General features: G+C 63.3%; 22 protein-coding genes. 13 read left to right on the top strand and 9 right to left on the bottom strand.

The window, feature by feature from the left end:
* Positions 1–153 precede the first annotated feature (153 nt).
* The 3 genes from ACVWZA_RS16795 (at position 154) to ACVWZA_RS16785 (ending at position 3,345) form a co-directional block, all read left to right on the top strand.
* Entirely contained in the window at positions 154–1,866 is a 1,713-nt protein-coding gene (locus ACVWZA_RS16795) for a hypothetical protein (RefSeq protein WP_457312413.1), read from the top strand.
* A gap of 135 nt (positions 1,867–2,001) precedes the next feature.
* Positions 2,002–2,346 (top strand): hypothetical protein, encoded by a 345-nt coding sequence (locus ACVWZA_RS16790; protein ID WP_457312412.1) that lies wholly within the window; start codon positions 2,002–2,004, stop codon positions 2,344–2,346.
* Between the two features lie 99 nt (positions 2,347–2,445).
* Positions 2,446–3,345 (top strand): SDR family NAD(P)-dependent oxidoreductase, encoded by a 900-nt coding sequence (locus ACVWZA_RS16785; protein WP_457312411.1) that lies wholly within the window; start codon positions 2,446–2,448, stop codon positions 3,343–3,345.
* A 44-nt stretch (positions 3,346–3,389) separates the two neighbouring features.
* Here ACVWZA_RS16785 and ACVWZA_RS16780 read toward each other — a convergent pair whose 3' ends face one another.
* Complete coding sequence (locus ACVWZA_RS16780) at positions 3,390–4,856, bottom strand: hypothetical protein (RefSeq protein ID WP_457312410.1); 1,467 nt, start codon at positions 4,854–4,856, stop codon at positions 3,390–3,392.
* A gap of 303 nt (positions 4,857–5,159) precedes the next feature.
* On the opposite strand from ACVWZA_RS16780, the gene ACVWZA_RS16775 reads away from it, so the two are divergent.
* Positions 5,160–6,191, top strand: a complete 1,032-nt coding sequence (locus tag ACVWZA_RS16775; RefSeq protein ID WP_457312409.1) for a hypothetical protein — start codon at positions 5,160–5,162, stop codon at positions 6,189–6,191.
* Positions 6,192–6,359: 168 nt separating this feature from the next.
* Here ACVWZA_RS16775 and ACVWZA_RS16770 read toward each other — a convergent pair whose 3' ends face one another.
* Both ACVWZA_RS16770 and epsC read right to left on the bottom strand, forming a co-directional pair.
* Positions 6,360–6,704, bottom strand: a complete 345-nt coding sequence (locus tag ACVWZA_RS16770; RefSeq protein ID WP_457312408.1) for a DUF2794 domain-containing protein — start codon at positions 6,702–6,704, stop codon at positions 6,360–6,362.
* 21 nt (positions 6,705–6,725) lie between these two features.
* Positions 6,726–7,418 (bottom strand): serine O-acetyltransferase EpsC, encoded by a 693-nt coding sequence (gene epsC, locus ACVWZA_RS16765; protein WP_457312407.1) that lies wholly within the window; start codon positions 7,416–7,418, stop codon positions 6,726–6,728.
* 165 nt (positions 7,419–7,583) lie between these two features.
* On the opposite strand from epsC, the gene ACVWZA_RS16760 reads away from it, so the two are divergent.
* Positions 7,584–8,351, top strand: a complete 768-nt coding sequence (locus ACVWZA_RS16760) for a sulfite exporter TauE/SafE family protein (RefSeq protein ID WP_457312406.1) — start codon at positions 7,584–7,586, stop codon at positions 8,349–8,351.
* 122 nt (positions 8,352–8,473) lie between these two features.
* On the opposite strand, the gene ACVWZA_RS16755 is transcribed toward ACVWZA_RS16760, so the two are convergent.
* Positions 8,474–8,995 carry a carboxymuconolactone decarboxylase family protein gene (locus tag ACVWZA_RS16755; RefSeq protein ID WP_457312405.1) on the bottom strand — a complete coding sequence of 174 codons (522 nt, stop codon included), beginning with the start codon at positions 8,993–8,995 and terminating at the stop codon, positions 8,474–8,476.
* Positions 8,996–9,173: 178 nt separating this feature from the next.
* Positions 9,174–9,716, bottom strand: a complete 543-nt coding sequence (locus ACVWZA_RS16750) for a peroxiredoxin (protein WP_457312404.1) — start codon at positions 9,714–9,716, stop codon at positions 9,174–9,176.
* A gap of 148 nt (positions 9,717–9,864) precedes the next feature.
* On the opposite strand from ACVWZA_RS16750, the gene ACVWZA_RS16745 reads away from it, so the two are divergent.
* Together ACVWZA_RS16745 and ACVWZA_RS16740 are read left to right on the top strand one after the other, a co-directional pair.
* Positions 9,865–10,764: a hydrogen peroxide-inducible genes activator gene (locus tag ACVWZA_RS16745; RefSeq protein ID WP_457312403.1), complete on the top strand. Its 900-nt coding sequence runs from the start codon at positions 9,865–9,867 to the stop codon at positions 10,762–10,764.
* Positions 10,765–10,864: 100 nt separating this feature from the next.
* Complete coding sequence (locus ACVWZA_RS16740) at positions 10,865–11,524, top strand: fasciclin domain-containing protein (protein ID WP_457312402.1); 660 nt, start codon at positions 10,865–10,867, stop codon at positions 11,522–11,524.
* Here ACVWZA_RS16740 and ACVWZA_RS16735 read toward each other — a convergent pair.
* Genes ACVWZA_RS16735 through pgsA form a run of 3 tightly spaced genes read right to left on the bottom strand, consistent with a single transcriptional unit; the run spans position 11,521 to position 12,778 of the window.
* Complete coding sequence (locus tag ACVWZA_RS16735) at positions 11,521–11,967, bottom strand: molybdenum cofactor biosynthesis protein MoaE (RefSeq protein WP_457312401.1); 447 nt, start codon at positions 11,965–11,967, stop codon at positions 11,521–11,523. The genes ACVWZA_RS16740 and ACVWZA_RS16735 overlap by 4 nt on opposite strands.
* The gene (moaD, locus tag ACVWZA_RS16730) at positions 11,964–12,221 is read right to left on the bottom strand and encodes a molybdopterin converting factor subunit 1 (RefSeq protein ID WP_457312400.1); all 258 of its coding nucleotides are present in this window, start codon (positions 12,219–12,221) and stop codon (positions 11,964–11,966) included. Before moaD ends, ACVWZA_RS16735 begins: the two co-directional genes overlap by 4 nt.
* A 5-nt stretch (positions 12,222–12,226) precedes the next feature.
* Positions 12,227–12,778, bottom strand: a complete 552-nt coding sequence (pgsA, locus tag ACVWZA_RS16725; RefSeq protein WP_457312399.1) for a CDP-diacylglycerol--glycerol-3-phosphate 3-phosphatidyltransferase — start codon at positions 12,776–12,778, stop codon at positions 12,227–12,229.
* Between the two features lie 161 nt (positions 12,779–12,939).
* Here pgsA and ACVWZA_RS16720 point away from each other — a divergent pair, with 161 nt between their 5' ends.
* Positions 12,940–14,229 (top strand): MFS transporter, encoded by a 1,290-nt coding sequence (locus ACVWZA_RS16720; protein WP_457312398.1) that lies wholly within the window; start codon positions 12,940–12,942, stop codon positions 14,227–14,229.
* A 31-nt stretch (positions 14,230–14,260) separates the two neighbouring features.
* Here ACVWZA_RS16720 and ACVWZA_RS16715 read toward each other — a convergent pair whose 3' ends face one another.
* Entirely contained in the window at positions 14,261–14,428 is a 168-nt protein-coding gene (locus ACVWZA_RS16715) for a hypothetical protein (protein WP_457312397.1), read from the bottom strand.
* 290 nt (positions 14,429–14,718) lie between these two features.
* Here ACVWZA_RS16715 and ACVWZA_RS16710 point away from each other — a divergent pair, with 290 nt between their 5' ends.
* The 5 genes from ACVWZA_RS16710 to ACVWZA_RS16690 all read left to right on the top strand — a co-directional run bounded on the left by ACVWZA_RS16710 (position 14,719) and on the right by ACVWZA_RS16690 (position 18,356).
* Complete coding sequence (locus ACVWZA_RS16710) at positions 14,719–15,045, top strand: hypothetical protein (protein ID WP_457312396.1); 327 nt, start codon at positions 14,719–14,721, stop codon at positions 15,043–15,045.
* 75 nt (positions 15,046–15,120) lie between these two features.
* On the top strand, positions 15,121–15,543 hold the full coding sequence (locus ACVWZA_RS16705; protein ID WP_457312395.1) for a hypothetical protein: 423 nt from the start codon (positions 15,121–15,123) through the stop codon (positions 15,541–15,543).
* Positions 15,540–15,899 carry a hypothetical protein gene (locus ACVWZA_RS16700; protein ID WP_457312394.1) on the top strand — a complete coding sequence of 120 codons (360 nt, stop codon included), beginning with the start codon at positions 15,540–15,542 and terminating at the stop codon, positions 15,897–15,899. Before ACVWZA_RS16705 ends, ACVWZA_RS16700 begins: the two co-directional genes overlap by 4 nt.
* A gap of 57 nt (positions 15,900–15,956) precedes the next feature.
* Positions 15,957–17,090 carry a radical SAM protein gene (locus ACVWZA_RS16695; protein WP_457312393.1) on the top strand — a complete coding sequence of 378 codons (1,134 nt, stop codon included), beginning with the start codon at positions 15,957–15,959 and terminating at the stop codon, positions 17,088–17,090.
* 12 nt (positions 17,091–17,102) lie between these two features.
* Positions 17,103–18,356 (top strand): aKG-HExxH-type peptide beta-hydroxylase, encoded by a 1,254-nt coding sequence (locus ACVWZA_RS16690; RefSeq protein WP_457312392.1) that lies wholly within the window; start codon positions 17,103–17,105, stop codon positions 18,354–18,356.
* The last annotated feature ends 480 nt before the right edge of the window (positions 18,357–18,836 follow it).

The following is an 18,836-nucleotide window of genomic DNA, read 5'->3' as shown; positions in this document are numbered from 1 at the left end:
CGGCTTATCGATCTCCGCAGAGATACGAATTGGCCTGCGCCGCACAACCGTGCGGGCCAGGGCGGTTTCGGGCATTGGACCGATAAGGAGGCAGTTGTCATTGTATTCCCGATGCATGTCGTAAACATCGGTCGTCGAATTGGGGGGATGACGATGTCCGAACGGAATGATGATCAAACGCCTGCCGCCAGCCTGGCGGGTTTTGCGCCGACACCGGTTTCGACACGATTGATTTCGGGCAACGTGGTGGTACGCAGCTACCGGAAGACCTGGGTCGGCGACGACAGCGATATCCTGCTGCCCGACCGCGTACATGCATTCGTCGACATCGACATGACGGCTTGGTCGGTGGCATTTCTCGATGCCGTGGATGCGTTGTTCGTGCCGAAAATGGCGACGGCAATCGCTGCGCTGGATCCCGATCGCGCGGCCTCGCTTGCCAAGCACAAACAGCAACTCGCCGATATCATCGCCCCGACGCTGATACCGGTGCTCGTCGTCCCCGGCCAAGAGCCGGCGGTCGAGCCAGCGCGCGCGCTTTTCCAGCAAGCCCTGCTCGAAAGGTTCTGCACTGCGTATGAGTCAGGGGCCGGCGACCGTGGTCCGTTGCTTCGCTATCCGCCGCTGCCGGTCATCAGCAATGTATGCGCAGCCACGTCATCGCCGATTTCGATCGCCGAGGCGCTTTTGTGGGACTGCGTCGCCACGGTCACGACGTCACAAGCGGCACAGGACGAACTGTTGTTGTCGGTCATCATAAACGATCTGTCGGCATCCCCGGTCGATCTGGCGACGGAAAAGGCAGTCGCGACAGCACCGCTCCGGCCCGCAGCCACGACGTTATTCGAAGCGCTTGCCCGAACGACCGTTGAGCATCGGCAGATCGCGCCGCATCTGTCGGAGGTGCTTGCGGGCGGCGACGCGGCCGTGGCGCGTGCCGCGTTGGAACGATTGGATGCGTTGATCGGCGACGTCGCCCGGGCCTGGTCCGACTGGTTCGCGCGCGCGGAGCCAACCAAAGTGGCAAAGGTGGGGTCGGTATCCGCGGTGGGTCAGGTCATCTGGAGCTACAGTGTCGATTTCAGTCAACTTCCGGTGCCCCAAATCACACGCCTTCCAGGCGACAGCGGGGTGCTGCCGCCATGGCCGGCAATCGCCGGTTGCAGCACGCCGCCGGAGGATGGTCAGGCGACCCATCGCTACCAGGCCTCGGCCAGCTTTATTGCAGGGACACCGCTGACCTTCACCTGGGCCGAGCTACCTATATTATCGGCGCAGAAGGCGGATGTTGCTGCAAGCGTGCTGCGCAACGCCGGCCTGGTGCCGCCGGGCTCGCCTGACGGCACGGTGGTGGATTCGGCATTCATTTACCGATCGCGGGCAGTGCATGGATCGACATCTGTTAGTCCGTTTTTCGACCTGCCGTCACAGCCTTTTCAGGTCGGCACAGGCGCGGCGAACCTGTCGGATGCGATGGACGATTTGTTCGCGTCCTTGCTATCCGGGCCGACGCCGGGCGGGCTTGCGGCACGCGACGTGCAGATCGAAATGGGCGCATCCTACAGTATCTCAATGGGCACCGAAGACGCGCCGATCGGCAGCGCCGTTCCGATATTTCTGACGCGAAATACCCTCGCGCTATCCCCGAATGTCGCCGATGGTTCGATTCCGGTGGCCGTTTTTCGGCGAAACGTGATCGATGAACTGGTCGGCTGGCATGCGGCCGTGCAGCCCGACGACACCCGCGCGGCAATTCGCTTTGCAATCAATCTGTCGGCAGCAGGCGCAGAGAGCCTCGCACCGCCGGTCTTTCTCGGCCGGGTCGAAGCTATTGTGCCGATTGCACAAGCCGACTGGTGGCGATGATTGGGCATGTTAGCGCGACGATCGCGCTTTCAGGCCTTCGACATATTCAAAACGATTCCGAAACGGGAGCCATTCCGGAACATGCGCGTTGGGGGTGCGCGCCTGTTTCGGCGCAATGCTTTCAGGAGACCCTTGATGAAGCTGATCCTATTGGCCGCCGCCGCGTTTATCGCGGTTCCCGCAGTGGCACAGGACACCCCGGCACCGCCCGCAGACGCGGCCCAGGCAATGCCCGCAGAGGCGGCCCCAGCGGCGCCAGCGGCCGACCCGAGCGCCACCGAACCGACGCCTGCCGGCACCACCGGTGGCTATGGTCCGACCGCCCCGGCGATGAGCGGCCCGATGCAGCCCGGCGCGACCGTGGTCTATCGTCAGGCACCAACGCCCGATCAGGCCTATCCGGCCCCGCCACCGCTCGCCAAATATCCGGTGTGCAAGCGCGGCCAGACCGACAATTGCATGCAGCGCGGCGGCCGCTGATCAGCAATCCGGGCGCTGCGTCAAGCATGCGCCCGGATGGCTTTTCCTCGCGAGAATGATCGCCTAGGAAGCGCTCGAAACATTTCGGGAGCTTTTCGCATGTCCATTCGCTTCGACGACCGAGTTGCCATCGTCACCGGCGCCGGCGGCGGTCTTGGCCGCACCTATGCGCTCGATCTCGCGCGCCGTGGTGCGAAGGTCGTGGTCAACGATCTTGGCGGGTCGCGCGACGGCACCGGTCATTCCGATGCGGCGCTGAAAGTCGTCGAGGAGATCAAGGCGGCGGGCGGCGAAGCCATGTCGGATGGCGGCAGCGTCACCGAATATGAGCATATGGTCGAGCTGGTCGCCAAGACGAAGGAGAAATGGGGCGGCGTTCATGTCCTGATCAACAATGCCGGCGTGCTGCGCGACAAGAGCTTCGCCAAGATGGAGCCGGCGGATTTCAAGTTCGTTGTCGATGTCCATCTCAACGGATCGGCGATGTGCACCAAGGCGGTGTGGGAAACGATGCGCGAGCAGAATTACGGCCGCATCCTGATGACCGCATCGTCGACCGGCCTGTACGGCAATTTCGGCCAGGCCAATTATGGCGCGGCCAAGCTCGGCCTGGCCGGGCTGACCCGCACCCTCGCGATCGAGGGTGCCAAGAACAACATCAAGGTCAACACGATCGCGCCGACCGCGGGCACGCGCATGACCGAAGATCTGTTTCCGGCCGAGGCGTTCGCCGCCTTCGCGCCCGAAAAGGTCGCGCCGGCCGCGATCTATCTCGTATCCGAGGACGCGCCGACCAACATGATCGTCGGCGCGGGCGCCGGCGTGTTCCAGGCGGCCTATATCACGCTGACCCAAGGCAAATTGCTGACCGGCGACGAATTGTCGGCGGAAGGGATCGCAGCACACTGGGCAGAAATCACCGACCGGACCGGCGAGTTAACCCCGCAATCAGGCGCGGAACAATCGATGTCGATCCTGCGCAAGCTGCAGGGCGGCTGAAGGATCGCGGGCCGCCATTGTCTAGACGGCGGCCCGCTCCCCACTCAGAACTCGCCGGCCAGACCGACCCGCGCGACATTGTTGCCGCCCTTTGCATAGGCGAAGCCCGCCGTAACCGCGAGCGGCACCTTGGCCCCGACCCGCGCCGCGAGCGACCCGCCAAAGGCGACCTCGCCATGGAACACCGCGCTGTTGACCGCCCAGCTCACCCGGCCGGCTTCCGACGGCATTGGTGCGGTGGTCATGGCGACGGCGGCGGCGATGCCACGCCGCTCTTCCTTGCGAATGTCATAGGCGAGATCGATCACACCATCGATGCGCGTGGAGAGTATGCCGAGCCGTGAATCGACCGCGCTGAATGCCGCGCCGACATTGTTATAGGCCGTGCCGCCGATCGAATAGCTCGGTGCCGACACCGCCCCGGTCGCGGCGTTATAGGCAGCGCCGCCGCCCAGCGCCGCTGCCGTGCTGCTGCCCAGCTCATCGCCACGATCGATCGCGGCATCCGCAGTCGCCTGAGCGGTCGCAGCGTTGGTGATCGCGGTGTTTGCCGTCCCCTGAGCGGTCGCCGCATTGGTCAGCGCCGTGTTCGCCGTCCCCTGAGCGGTCGCGGCATTGGTCAGCGCCGTGTTCGCTGTCCCCTGAGCGGTCGCGGCATTGGTCAGCGCGGTATCGGCGGTACCTTGCGCCGCCGCCGCGTTGGTGATCGCGGTGTCGGCACTTGTCTGCGCACCATTCGCGGTGGCCTGCGCGGCAGCGGCAGCCGCCGCGGCGTTGGCGGCGTCCAGCGTCGCATTATAGAGCTGGCCGCCATTCACCGCATCGGTGCTGCCCGCCGCGATATTGCCCGCACCGACATGGACCAGGCGGCGGTTGTTGCCGCCCGAACCGAATGAAACAATATTGTCCTCGTCGGCGATCGAGCCCGCGCCGATCGCGACCGAGAAATTGCCGTTGCCGCGCGCGTTGTAGCCCAGCGCGACGGAATTGTTGCCGACCGCCTGGGTCAAGTCGCCGATCGCGACTCGCGACGAACCGTCGCCGGCGGCAATGGCGCCGGATCCGATCGCGATGTTGGCGGCGGCATTGCCGCTGGCGTTGGAACCGTTGCCGAACGCCATGTTGAAGCTGCCGTCGCCCGACGCATTGGGTCCCGCAGTGGCGCCGTTCCCGTCACCACCGCCGACTGCCACGTTGAAGCTCGCGGCGCCGCTGGCATCGCTGGAAAAGCCTACCGCAGTGTTGCCGCCGTTTTGCGGAACGGTGTGGTCGCCGCTGGTATTGCCGCCGCTGGCATCGGCAAAACCGCCGATCGCGGTATTTCCGCTGCCGCCATTGGCGCCCGCCGCATAGCCGCATGCGGTGTTGAAATCCTCAGTGATCTGCGCATTGGGCGTGTCGGTCACCGCGCCATCCGATCCGTTGCACACCGCCTGCGCTTGTGCGGTACCTGCAAGAACAAATGGGCTGAGTGCTATCGCGCCGCACATCATCAGGGTCCGTAAAGTCATCTTGGCCTCCATATCCGAATGCTCGCCCCCCAGTTCGGGAGCGATGCCGCGGAGCCAGATGCGCGAGAGAAAACCGTCCGAAACCATGCAAATGAAGGAGGAGTTTTCTAAAAACCGGAGCAAGCCAACGATGCGAAGCTGCACTGATCGGGCGCTTTGCGGACAGCAAGATGATCGAGTTGATCGAGCGCGAACTTGGCGCTTACGAGCAGGCATCGGAAGCGGCGAGAGCCTGAGCGTGCTGGTGTATTGTTTTACCAATACACTTATGTTAATTTCCGGTCAGGAACAGGGAGGACTGCCATGTACAGCGAAAGCGACATCGACGGCGCCGTGGCGGCGGGGGTCATTACTCCCGATACGGCCAGCGCGCTGCGCAACCATATTGCCGGCCTGCGGGATACACCAGCGGTCGATGAGGAGCATTTCCGGCTGCTCACCGGCTTCAACGATATCTTCGTGTCGATCGCGATCGCTCTGCTGCTTGTCGCGATGGCGCAGATCGGCAAGGTGATCGCGCAGCCGGTCGGCGGGGCGGCCGTCGCAGTCACGGCATGGCTGCTTGCCGAATATTTCACGCGTCATCGCCGCATGGCGTTGCCCAGCATCCTGCTCCTGCTCGCCTTTGTCGGCGGCGTCGCCGCGACGATGATCGGTGCGATGGTCGTGATCAACCCAAACCTGCCGGATCAGGTCAATGCCGGGATCGGCGCCGGAATCGCACTGATCACGGCCGGGGCGGCCTGGGTGCACTGGCGCCGCTTCATGGTGCCGATCACAGTTGCGGCGGGCGCGGCGGCGCTGGTCGCGACCGCGACGGGCCTGGTCATCGCCGCCGTACCGGTCATGAAGGATTCGATCTATCCGATCGTGCTGATCGGCGGCCTGGCGGTGTTCGCACTGGCGATGTGGTGGGACATGTCGGATACCCAGCGCCGCACGCGCCGCGCAGATGTCGCCTTCTGGCTGCATCTCGCCGCCGCGCCGATGATCGCGCATCCGGTGTTCCAGATGCTCGGTATCTTCGGCAACGATATCGGCGTCGGCACGGCGATCTTCGTGCTTGGCCTGTACCTCGTCTTCGCCTTTGTCGCACTGGCGATCGACCGCCGCGCACTGCTCGTCTCGAGCCTCGTCTATGTCCTCTATGCGATGTACGCGATCATCAACAGCGCGGGTGCGGTCGAACTGAGCGCCGCGATCGCCGCGCTGATCATCGGCTCGGCCCTGCTGACCTTATCTGCCTTCTGGCACCCGATGCGCCGCATGGTGGTCGGCACGCTGGGTGATCTCAGTCGTCGTTTACCGCCGGTCGGGACGATGGTGGCTGCCTGACACAGACATCCGTTCGAACGGACCCCTGCCCCGGCCGCCGCAAGGCTACCGGGGTTTTCTTTGCGCCACGTCCCGTTCGTACTGAGCTTGTCGAAGCACCTGCGCCCAAAATCGAGGCCGATGTGTGGCAACCGCCCTTCAACTGGCTCACGCGAACGGTGCAGGTGCCTAATCCGCCACCAGCTTCATCAGCCGCCGCTCCACCGGCGCGAGCACGGCGGGCAGTTCATGGCCGCGCTTCAACACCATGCCGGCTTCGTTGATCAGCGCCCACATGCCCTGGCGGTTGCGCAGCGCGGGGCGTTTCTCGATGCGGAATTCGGGTCGTTCGGCGGCACGGCGGAAAGCCGCGAAGACGGCGGCATCGCGACCCAAGTCCATCGCATAATCGCGCCAATAGCCGGCCGACACCATACGGCCATAGAGATCGAGGATGCGGGTCAGTTCGGCGCGCTCAAACCCCACCTGAGCGGCGGGCCGCTGCGGCGCCGGAAAGGGGGTAACGATTCCCATCAGTCTCCCGCCGGAACGCGATCAGGCACGATCGCGCCGTCCCTGAGCCTCATCGTCATGCTCGGCGAGGAGCGCGTCGAGGCGTTTGCGCATGGTTTCGAGTTCGCAGCGCAGCAATTCGACCTTTTGTGTCGCGGGGTCGAACATCTCGCTGCACGGCGTGCCATAAGCGAGGAATCCACTCTGTTTCTGCCCGCCCTCGACCATCGTCGCGCGTGCCGGGATGCCGACCATCACCGCGCCCTCCGGCACTTCGCGAGTAACCACCGCATTGGCGCCGATCCGTGCACCCTTGCCGACCGTGATCGGGCCGAGCACCTGTGCGCCCGACCCGACGATCACGCCATCGGCCAGGGTCGGATGCCTTTTGCCCGCTAAGCCATTGTCCGGGCTGGTGCCGCCGAGCGTAACGCATTGATAGATGGTGACGTTGTCGCCGATCTCCGCCGTCTCGCCGATCACGACGAAACCGTGGTCGATGAAGAAATCCCGCCCGATCGTCGCCCCCGGATGGATGTCGATCGCGGTCAGGAAGCGCGAGAAATGATTGACCGCGCGCGCGAGGAGGAACAGCCGCGCCTTGAACAGGCGATGCGCGATGCGGTGATAACCGAGCGCCCAGACGCCGGGATAAGTGAGAATCTCCAAACGCGACCGTGGCGCGGGGTCGCGCGCCTTGATCGAATCGAGATAGGCGATCAGTCGTCCCATCATTGCGTCCCCTTAGTCGCCAAGGTTATCTAGTCGTTCGATCCGGCGAATTAAAGGACCGCACCATCGTAACTTTCCGCCGACAAACCCTATCTTGCTTGTAGGATATCCGATGGTGAGCAATCTCCAACCTTCAGGCTGTGTGCCGGATTGCCTTGGGGGATTGCGTTGAGTTCGTATCTTTCAATCGAAGCCATCGAGGCAATTCTGCCATTCATCGCGATCGGCTTTGCCGCGCAGATGGTCGATGGTGCGCTCGGCATGGCATTTGGCGTGATCTCGAATTCGCTGCTGTTGTTCCTTGGCGTGCCGCCTGCCGCAGCATCGGCCGGGGTTCACACTGTCGAGACCTTTACCACCGCCGTCTCGGGCATCAGTCATGCGATCCATCGCAACGTGAACTGGAAGCTGTTCTTCCGGTTGATGATCCCTGGGGTGATCGGAGGCATCCTCGGCGCCTATGTCCTGTCGAACATCGACGCCGGCACCGCCAAGCCGTTCATCCTGATCTATCTTACGGGAATCGGCCTGTATCTGCTGTTCCGGGCGATGCATTATCCGCCGCGCGAAAAGGAGCCGAAGATCGTCGAACCACTCGGGTTGATCGGTGGTTTCCTCGATGCGGCGGGCGGCGGCGGCTGGGGGCCGGTGGTCACCTCCAACCTGCTCGTGCAGGGGGCGAGCCCACGCATGACGGTCGGTACCGTCAACACCGCGGAATTCTTCCTGACCGCGACGATCTCCGCGACCTTCATCTCGCAATTGGGACTGGCCGCTTTCACGCTGGCGACGGTTGGTTTGCTGATCGGCGGCGTAATCGCGGCGCCATTCGGCGCGTTGCTGGCCAAGCGAGTGCCGGCAAAGACGTTGATGTTTCTGGTTGGCGTCATCCTGACGCTGACCAGCCTGTTCAATCTTTACCGGGCACTCGTCTAACGCCAGTCGCCCACCATCGTCACCCCGGATTTACTCCCGGGGTCTACCGTACCGAAAAATAGAGCGTGAAAGTTTGCGGATCGGCGGATGCCGGAACAAGTCAGGCTTGACGGAGGGGTACTTCAATTGACCGCGGCATGGACTGTGGCGACCGCCTTCAGCACCGCGCCGATGCGCACGGCCGTCTGGATCGCTTCAGCCGTCGCGCCAGCCTTTTTAAGCACCTGCTCATGGCTGTCGATGCACATACCGCAGCCGTTCATCGCCGACACGGCGAGGCTGAACAGTTCGAAATCGACCTTGTCGATACCCGGCTGGCCGATCACATTCATGCGCAGCTTGGCGGGCATGCGCTGATATTCGTCATTCCCGGCCAAATGCGTGAAGCGGTAATAGACATTGTTCATCGCCATCACCGCCGCCGCCGCGCGTGCTGCATTGGCCGCCTCGGGCGAGAGTTTGTCGATCACTTCCGCTTCAGTGGCGTCGACCAGCGGTTTATAGCCGGTGGCGTGCGCGCAGGCCAGCAACAGACCGAACTTCTGCTGGTCGGGCAAATGCTGTTCGTTGAGGAGTGAGCCGACATTCAGGCGGATGTCCTTGGCAAAATCGGGCAACGTGCCCGCGAAATCCTTGAGCGACATGAGAATACTCCAAAGCGCAGCAGTGAAATGCGCCGTACAAAAAAGAACGTTACCCCAGCGCAGGCTGGGGTCTTCAAGTGGCGAGCGCAGCGCCCGACCCATGAGACCCAGCCTGCGCTGGGGTGACGACTGTAGGAGTAAGCGGGCGTGACACATGATCACGCCCGCTTCCGAATCGTTAAGCAGCCAGCTTCAGGACGTCGTCGCCCTTGTTCCAGTTGCACGGGCACAGTTCATCGGTCTGCAGCGCGTCGAGTACGCGCAGCGTCTCGGCGGGGTTGCGGCCGACGTTCAGGCCATTGACCTGAACCGCCTGGATGACGTTGTCCGGGTCGATGATGAAGGTCGCGCGGAACGCGACATGTTCATTCTTATCGAGAATGCCGAGTGCCGAGGCCAGCACTGCGCCATTGTCGGCGATCCACGGGAAGTCGGCGGCGGCGAGATCGGGATCAGACTTGCGCCAGGCGAGATGGACGTGCGCGGTGTCGGTCGACGCGCCGATCAGCACGGAGTCGCGATCGGCGAAATCGTCCTTGAGATTGGCATAACCGACGATCTCGGTCGGGCACACGAAGGTGAAGTCCTTCGGCCAGTAGAACAGGATTTTCCACTTGCCGGGGAAGCTGTCCTGGCTGAGCGTTTCGCCCGCAGGAAGCGCGTCGGTGCCTTGCTGGACGGGAACGGTGAAGTCGGGGAGCGTGTCGCCGATGGTCAACATGTAATTGGGCCTCCTGGAAATGGGTCAGCCCTTCGAACATCCTTTCCGGTGGGGCGTGAACCGCCCTCTTTGCTGCGTCGCACATAAGCACTGGCTTTTGATCGATCAAGCAGGTTATTCTGCTCATCTTGATCGATTGAGGCAATCAATGGCCACCTACCTCCCGACGCTGAAACAGCTGCAATATCTGGTCGCGCTGCAGGATCACGGGCATTTCGGCCGTGCCGCCGATGCGTGCTTCGTTACGCAATCGACGCTGTCGGCGGGCCTCCGCGAGCTCGAAACCCTGATCGGCGTGGTACTGGTCGAGCGCACCCGGCGTGTCGTTCGTTTCACGCCGCTCGGCGACCGCATTGCCGACAAGGCTCGGCGCGTGCTGCGCGAGGCGGAGGAACTGGGCGACCTGGCGCGTGCCGCCGGGCGGCCCTTGTCGGGCGAGATGCGGATGAGCGTGATCCCGACGATCGCGCCGTTCATGCTGCCGCGCATCCTGCCACGGCTGCGGACCGACTATCCCGACCTGAAACTGTTCCTGCGGGAAGAGCCGAGCGGCGCAGCGTGCGAGGGGCTGCACCATGGCCGCACCGACTGCGTGCTGCTTGCCCTGCCCTATGCGTGCGGCGAAGTATCGAGCGAATTCCTGTTCGAGGACCGGCTGTTCGTTGCCGGCCCGGAAGCCGAGCTCGGCAATTCGGCGCTGGCGATCCGCGCCGCCGATATCGACGAGACGCGGCTGTTGCTGCTCGAGGACGGGCATTGCCTGAAGGATCATGCGCTCGCCGCGTGCAACAGGCCGGAACTGCGCGCCGAGGCGACGATGCTCGGCACCTCGCTGCACACCATCGTGCAGATGGTCGACAATGGCCTCGGTGTGACGATGCTCCCCGAAATGGCGCTGAAGGCGGGGATTCTCGACCATACCGGGCTCACCGCGCGGGTACTCGACGCGGAAAACCCGTCGCGCCGGATCGCACTGGTATGGCGCCGCGCGAGCCCGCGCGAAAAGGACTTCCACTTGCTCGCCCGCGTTCTTGCCGAGGCACAATGAGCCCCTCGCGCGACCGACCGGCGAAACCATTTCGCCTTTGAATCGTATCTTTATCGTGCACTCCTTGATGCACGAAAGAGTTTTACGAGCGGAGATACACATGAATTCCTTTGCCAAACGTCATTTGACGGCACTGGCCGGCGTACTCGCAATGGCCGCGAGCTCAACCGCGCTCGCCCAGACCGCGCCCGCCGCAACCACTCCCGCCGCACCGGCAGCGCAGGCCACACCGGCAGCCGGTGCTCCGGCTGCCCCCGCCGCCGCACAGCTGCCCCCAAACCCGGCCGTCGGCGGCGCCGCGATGGATGCGACCAAGACGATCGTCGCCAATGCATCGGCGGCCCCCAATCTGACCACGCTGGTCAAGGCGGTACAGGCCGCAGGCCTGGTCGAAACGCTGTCGGGCCCGGGCCCGTTCACCGTGTTCGCGCCGACGAATGACGCGTTCTCCAGACTCGCGCCGGAGACGCTGGCGAACCTGCTTAAGCCGGAAAACAAGTCAACGCTGGTCAAAGTGCTGACTTATCATGTCGTGCCGGGAACGATCACTGGCGCTCAATTGCTCGCGCAGATCGATGCCGGTGGCGGCAAGGCTGTGTTGACCACCGTCGAGGGTGAGCCGCTGACCGTTGCCAAAGAAGGCCAGGCGGTCTCGCTGACCGACGTCAACGGCAACAAGAGCTATCTGGAGATTCCGGACGTGCGGCAGTCGAATGGCGTTGTGCACATCGTCAACGGCGTCGTGCTGCCGAAGCTTTAAGCGGGCTCATCCCACCGCGCGGCGGCAGCATCGTCGCTGCCGCGCGGTTCGACCCAGCGTGCGTCCTGCCCGCGGGTCTCGCGTTTCCAGAAGGGCGCGTCAGTCTTCAGCCGGTCGATCAAAAAGGCGCAAGCATCCAGTGCTGGTTTGCGGTGTGCCGCGGCCACGCCGACGAACACGATCCGCTCGCCCGGCCGCATGATGCCGACACGGTGCACCACGCTCACCGCCAGCAACGACCAGCGCTCGGCCGCCCCTGCGGCGAGAGCACGCAGCGCGGCTTCGGTCGCGCCGGGATAATGTTCCAATTCTAGTGCATCGACACCGTCGTCCGAACGCACCAGCCCGGTGAAGGTCGCGATGCCCCCTGCCCCGGACGCGTCGATCGCAGCAAGTTCGACCGCGAGATCAATCGGATCGCTCTGCACGGCAGCGCGGATCATCCGCCGGTTACCGGGGGGAAGATCGCCACTTCGCGCGGGTCGCCGAGCGGTGTGTCGAGCGGTACGAAAACCTGATCGACCGCCGCGCGCAGCCGGCCGCGATCGGCAAAGGCGGTGGCATGGCCCGCGCTGCGTTTGGACAGCCAGTCGATCAGTTGCGCGACGGTCTTTACCGTGGCAGGCGGATCGACGCGTTCCTGACTGGCGCCGACCGCTTCACGCACCCAGGCGAAATACACTATCTCGATCGCCACCCGTCTCAGTCCATATGCTTCAGGCCGACGCGGAGATAACCCCAGCCGGTCACCAGCGTCAGCGCCGCCGCACCCCATAACGCAGCGAGGCTGACTTGCTGGACCCAGGCCCAGCCAGGCAGCGCGCCGGCGAGAATCAGACCGCCGAGAGAAACCAATTGGAGCGTCGTTTTCCACTTGGCGAGCTTCGACACCGGCACCGACACCTGCAACTGGGCAAGGAATTCGCGCAGACCCGACACAGCGAGTTCGCGTAGCAGGATGATGATGCCGGCTATCAGCGACCAACCGGCAATGTCGCGCGTTGCGACGAGCATCAGCACGACCGCGGCAACCATGATCTTGTCGGCGATCGGATCGAGAAAGATGCCCAGCTTCGATACAGTGCCCTGTGCGCGGGCGAGGTAACCATCGAAATAATCGGTGATGCCCATCAGGCAATAAAGCGCGAAAGCGACGGCATAACCCGCCGCCCAGCCCGGCCACCACAGGAACCCGACCAGCAGCGGCACCGCGACGATTCGCGACAGGGTTAACAGGTTGGGGAGTGTCAACATTCCATTGCTCTAGACCGGCATCCCGCCCTGCGAAAGCCCATGACAGGACAGCGTCCTACAACGAGCCACCGGATAAGCGGTTGCTGCCCCGCTACCGCCTCGGCTATGTCGCCGACACTGTTTCGCCACAAACCCCATCACAAACAGGGCCGCATTACACCATGCTTACTGCGCTCGGGTTGCTGAAAGAGCGCCGTTTCCTGCCGTTGTTCACCACCCAGTTCCTCGGCGCCTTCAACGACAATCTGTTCAAGACGTCGATGGTGCTGTTCGCGACCTATCAGATCTTCAACGACCCTGCGACCGAGTCGTATTTCAACGCGCTGGCCACGGGCCTCAGCATCATCTCCTTCTTCCTGCTTTCGGCGCTGTCGGGACAGCTCGCCGACACGACGGACAAGGCGAAAATCATCCGCATCGTAAAGGCCGCGGAGATCCTGATCATGCTGCTCGGCGCCGCCGGGCTGCTGATCGCCAAGGCCGGCCACACCGGTATTGGCATGTTCATGATGCTTCTGGCGGTGTTTGCGCTAGGCATCCATTCGACCTTTTTCGGGCCGATCAAATACGCCATCCTGCCGCAGCATCTGCAACCGGACGAAGTGCTCGGCGGTACCGGCCTGGTCGAGGCGGGCACTTATCTCGCCATATTGTTGGGCACCGTGGTTGCCGGCTGGATCTCGGCCGAGGGTGCGTCGGTGACGGTTCTGGTCGTCGCGGGGATCGGATGGTTCGCGGGACGGCAAGTTCCGCCGGCGCCACGCGAGGGCGCGGTGCTCAAGCTCAACTACAATCCCTTTACCGCCTCCTGGCGATTGATCAGGGCGACGATGCACATCCCGCGTCTGTTCCTCGCGATCTGCGCGATTTCCTTCTTCTGGACGATCGGATCGGTACTGATCATCGTCTTTCCGCCACTGGTCAAGAATGTGCTGACTGCCGACGAGCGCGTCGCCAGCTTGGTGATCGCGATCTTCTCGGTCGGGGTCGCGATCGGCTCGGTGGTGATCAACTCGATGCTCAAGGGCAAAATTTCCGCCAAATATTCGCCGGCTTCGGTGATCGCGATGGGCGGCTTCGTAATAGTCTTCTCGCTGCTCGCGCGGTCCTGGATACCAGCCGCGAACGGGCAGCTTTATGGCGTGGTCGAGTTCTTTACCCAGCCACGGGCGATCCCGGTGACTCTCTCGCTGCTGGCGATCGCGATTACCGGCGGCATGTTCGTGGTGCCGCTCTATGCGTTTCTGACCACGACCGTGACCAAGGATCAGACCGCACGCACCGTCGCCGCGAACAACGTCGTCAATTCCGGCGCGATGACCGTTGGCGCGTTCACCGTGCTGTTCCTGATCTGGCTAGGGGTGTCGCCCGAGGACATGATGCTGCTGGTCGCGGGCATGTGCCTGGTTTCGGCCTGGATCGCACAGAAACTGCATCTCGCCTGCGATTAAGGCGAGGTGCGAGCCTAAGCTGCAGCACGCCTCAGAAAATAAAGCTGTAGATACAGATGAAGAAGGCGGTGAAACTCAGCACGAAGAGCTTGAGATCGCCATCTTCATTGCGCAGCGGTTTGATGTTCCTGGCCGGCGCGAGGGTTTGCCGGAAAGGGTGGCGGGGCGCCTGGGCGTCCAGAGTGAATTGGCTTCGCATGATCGACAGTTAACGCTTCGTTTACGATTTCGACCAGCGCGACTTATGGTTACCAAAGTCTTAATTCGGGACGGCGCATGCGCCTTGAAATCGCAGGCATACCGTCGCTGCGGTGGTGCCGACGGAGCACGGCCCTTGCTCGGGGAAGGCGCGGAGCGGGCGCATGAATTCTCTCCGCGCATTTTTCAGTATGTCCTCCCCCAATCGTGTGATCCCCCGCCATTTGCGAAGCCCTAGCCATCGTCGCGCGATCCCATGCGGGGACCGCATCCATCAGATGGAGAATGACGATGAACGATAGGAACAAGACGCTGGACGCAGCGAGTTTGCTCGCCGCGGTTGTGGTGATCGGCGCGACGGCGCCCGTGACGGCACAGATGCGCCCGGTTGCGACAAAGTCTATTTCGGTCGCACCGATCAGCAAATCGATCACGTTCAAGGGCAGTGAAGCCCAAGCACGGACTCAGGCCGCCAGCCTGAGGGCATCGGATCCGATCAAGTCGCAGCTGCTCGATGGAGCGCTCGCCGCGGCCAAGGTCCGTCCGGGGTTCAACCCAGCAGCGGTCAGCATCGGTATCCAGTTCACGATGAAGACCGGGGCCACGTCCTTGCGCTGAACCGGTGCCCCGACAAGCATCGCAGCGGCCGATGATCCGGGCGTCGCGGTTTCGTTTCCCGATGGGAGAATGATCATGAAAGACACGCCAAGACATGGTGTTCTCGATGCCGCGACGCTGATCGCGGCGGCGGCGACACTCGGCACGATCGCCGCGCCGGCCACCGCGCAACTGACCATCCCCAAGCTGAAGACGGTCGCCAAAGTGCCGGCAACAGAGACGATCACCCGGCACATCACCTTCCAGGGAAGCGAAACGGAGGCCCGGGCCCAGGCCGCGAGCCTGCGGGCGAGCGACCCGATCCAGTCCAACCTGCTCTCGACCGCGATCGATGCGGCGAGGGTGCGACCGGGATTCAACCCGGCGGCGGTCAGCATCGCGCTTGGGTTCACCATGAAACCGGTCGCTCGACGTTTCGCTGACCGACTGTCTTGTCGGGGTGACCGCACTGCTAGACGGGCGTCCGCCCCTCTACCTTACACAGGAGAAAGACGATGAACGACATACCAAAACACTGCGTCTTCGACGCTGCCGCATTACTGGCAGCGGCGGCGACGTTGGGCGCGATCGCCGCGCCCGCCACGGCGCAAGTGGTCGTGCCGACCTTAAAGATGGGTACCAAGCTGGCGACGACGGCACCCGTCAGCCGCAACATCACCTTCAAGGGCAGCGAAGCCCAGGCACGGGCCAGGGCCGCAGGCCTGCAGTCGAGCGACCCTATCCAGGCCAAGCTGCTGACCTCGGCGATCGACGCGGCGAAGGGCCGGCCGGGGTTCAATCCCGCCGCGCTCAGCGTTGCGGTCGGCTTCACCATGCGATTTCGCGAAGCCGGCGCCGGCGCGCTGGTCCGCTGATCAAGGCTGGGGAGCGGCGTTGCCAAAACGCCGCTCCCCTCTCCCGAAGGGGTCGAGATGTTCAATTCGTACATCATCAAGCTGACCGGCTACTGCAATCTCGATTGCAGTTACTGCTACATGTTCAACAGCGCGGACCGCACCTATAGCCGCAAACCATCGGCGATGACGATCGAGACCGCGATCGCCACGCTCGATATGATCGCCGCCGATGGCGCACGCACCGGGCGCACGCGGTTCGAGGTGACGCTGCATGGCGGTGAACCGACATTATGGCCGGTGGCCAATTTCGAGCGTTTGTTCGAGCACATCCGCGCGCTTCGCACCAACGGCCTGGAGATCGATCTCGGCCTGCAATCAAATCTGTTCAAGCTGCCGTCGCCCCGCCTGATCGAGCTGTTCGAGGCGATGGAGATGAAGATCGGCGTCAGCCTGGACGGTCCGCGCGCGGCAAATGACTCGGCACGCGTCGATTTCGCCGGGCGCGGTTCGTACGATCGGGTGATGGGCAATGTGCGCGCACTGATCGATCGCGGGCACGGCGACCTGATCGGTGGATTCCTCTGCGTGATGCAGCCGGATATTCCGCCGAACGATTTCCTCGACTGGATTGCCGGCCTGCCGGTCACGCGAGTCAATCTGCTGTGGCCGCTCGAGCTCAATCACGGCAATCTGCCCTGGCAGGACCAGGCTGCCTATGCCGCCGACCCGCGTTATGGGACATGGCTGGCGGAATTGTTCGACGCCTGGCTTCGCCTCGACCGCGCAGACGTGCATATCGACCGCTTCCAAGGCACGATGCGCGCCATTCTGGGCGGATTGGTATCCTCAGACGACCATGCCGCCTGGTCGTTGCGGTCGCTGGTGATCAACACCGATGGCGCGATCGAATTGAGCGATTATTTCCGCCCCTCCTCCGATGGTGCAGCCGAGACGGGTTTCTCTGTCCATCAGCACGGACCGGAGGCGGTCGCGGCATGGCCGACCTTTGTCGCGCACAAGGCCGCGGCGGAACGCCAGCCAGACCAATGCCGAACGTGCGAGCATTGGCAGCATTGCGGCGGCGGCACGCTTGCCGGCCGTTTCGACGCCACGGGCCGGATCACCGATCAGCCTTCCGTATTGTGTCACGACCATCGCCATTTCTTCGACCGAGTGAGTGCCCGGCTTTCCGCCGCGCAAGCAGCCTGAAAGGACCATGAAATGCTGACCACCAAATCCGATCTCGTCGCCGCGCTTTCCGGCCCGCATCCTGATGTCCTGGAGGCTTGTATCGCGCAGTCCGCCCGACACCGGTTCGGGGACCTTGTTGCGCTTCACCGCGTGATCGAACTGGTCGAGGGCTTCGAACGCCAGGCCGCATCGCTCGCCGCGCTGATCGAGACGATCGAAATCGACGGCGCCGATCGTGACGACCGGCTGCGCTCGCCGGTGCTGCGTGGCTGGCTGTCGCTGTTCGGACGGATCGAAGACTGGATCGACACCAACGACGCCCGGCTGTGCCGGCAACTCGACATGACCGACAATATGCGCGTGAGCTTTGCCGATGCCGCCGACTGGACTGCGCTGCTGGCGATCGAGAGCGGGGTCATCATGACCTGGGATTGCCAGATTGCGATCGGTGGCGTGCACGGCAAGCTGGCCGGTGTCCGCAAGATCGGGCGCAAGATCGCGATCATTGATGAGACAGGCGGCCGGCACGATATCGACCTTGACGATCTCGACGACCCCCGGATTCTGCGTGCACCGGCGATGCCCGGAATCAACGTGGTGATACGCAACGACTTGCCCTGGTTACGCCTTAAGCTGCGCGAAGACCGGGCTCCGGGCCGCCAGGATGGTGTGATAAATTGGGAATTCGACGATCCGATGTCCTATTTCCCGCCGACCGATCCGGGCAATCTGCTCAAGGCAGCGGCGATTCTGGAAACGGCGCTGTCGGAGAAATATGACGAGCTCGGCCGGGCGATGCGAGTCGTGGTGCCGCGTAAAACGACGGCCCATATCGGCCTGATGTCGTTCACCAGCTCGGCGTATCAGGGTGCTTGCTGGGTGGCGCGCGACTCTGTGCTCGATAATCTCGAAGACCTGATCCACGAGCTTGGCCATGTCACGCTACGCTATCTGGAGGAGACATTGCCGATCCTCGAGGCGGAACAGACCGATGAGTTGTTCAAGGTCGACTGGCGCGACGACCCGCGGCCGATCATCGGGATCTTCGAGGGTCTTTACGTCCACGCCAAGATTGCCGAGGCGCTCGAACGAGTGATCGCGCACGGTGCGCTGGATGGCGCGGACCTATCCGACGCGATCGAGCGCGCCGCCGAGGTACGGCGCGAGGTCGCCGCCGGGCTTGAAATAATGCGGCGGCATGGCCGGTTCACCGAAGCCGGGATCGGGTTTCTGGAATGGGCCGACGCGGCAATTACCGCGCCAAAGGCACGCATCGCGGCCTGAGCCGATCCATGGAGCCGGCGCCCCCGCCTGACTGAAAGATGGGGTCGCCGGAAGAAATCACCGAATCGATTGCACCGCAAGCCTTACAGTTTGATGCTGCCATCCAGACCGAAGATGCGCGGGGGCGTTGAAATTGCCGTAATCGCCCAGTGTCCCCTGGCAATCCGGGTGCTTTTCCTCGGGCTGACGTCGCTCACCGCGATGGTCAACCTTGGCGCGCGAGGCGATCGCGCGCCTTCATCGCGGCGACGTGACATCGGGCGACGCAGATCCCAGGGCTGAGGGGACCCGGCAATCTTGATTCTTTGTTAACGCCAATACATCGCCTTACGATAATCGGCATTGTGTCAGAACTTAACGTCTCACGAGAGGCGCGGAAGCCTTTCAATTCTTTTGTAGATTTTTGATCCTTAGGGGGAGACACAAGGGTTAAGCTGCCATTATGGTTGTTTTGGCGGACGTTTGCCGGTGACGGGGGAA

This window comes from Sphingomonas sp. UYAg733 (assembly GCF_054057355.1).
The sequence above is the reverse complement of the archived record's forward strand: the minus strand, read 5'-3'. Positions and strand labels throughout refer to the sequence as shown.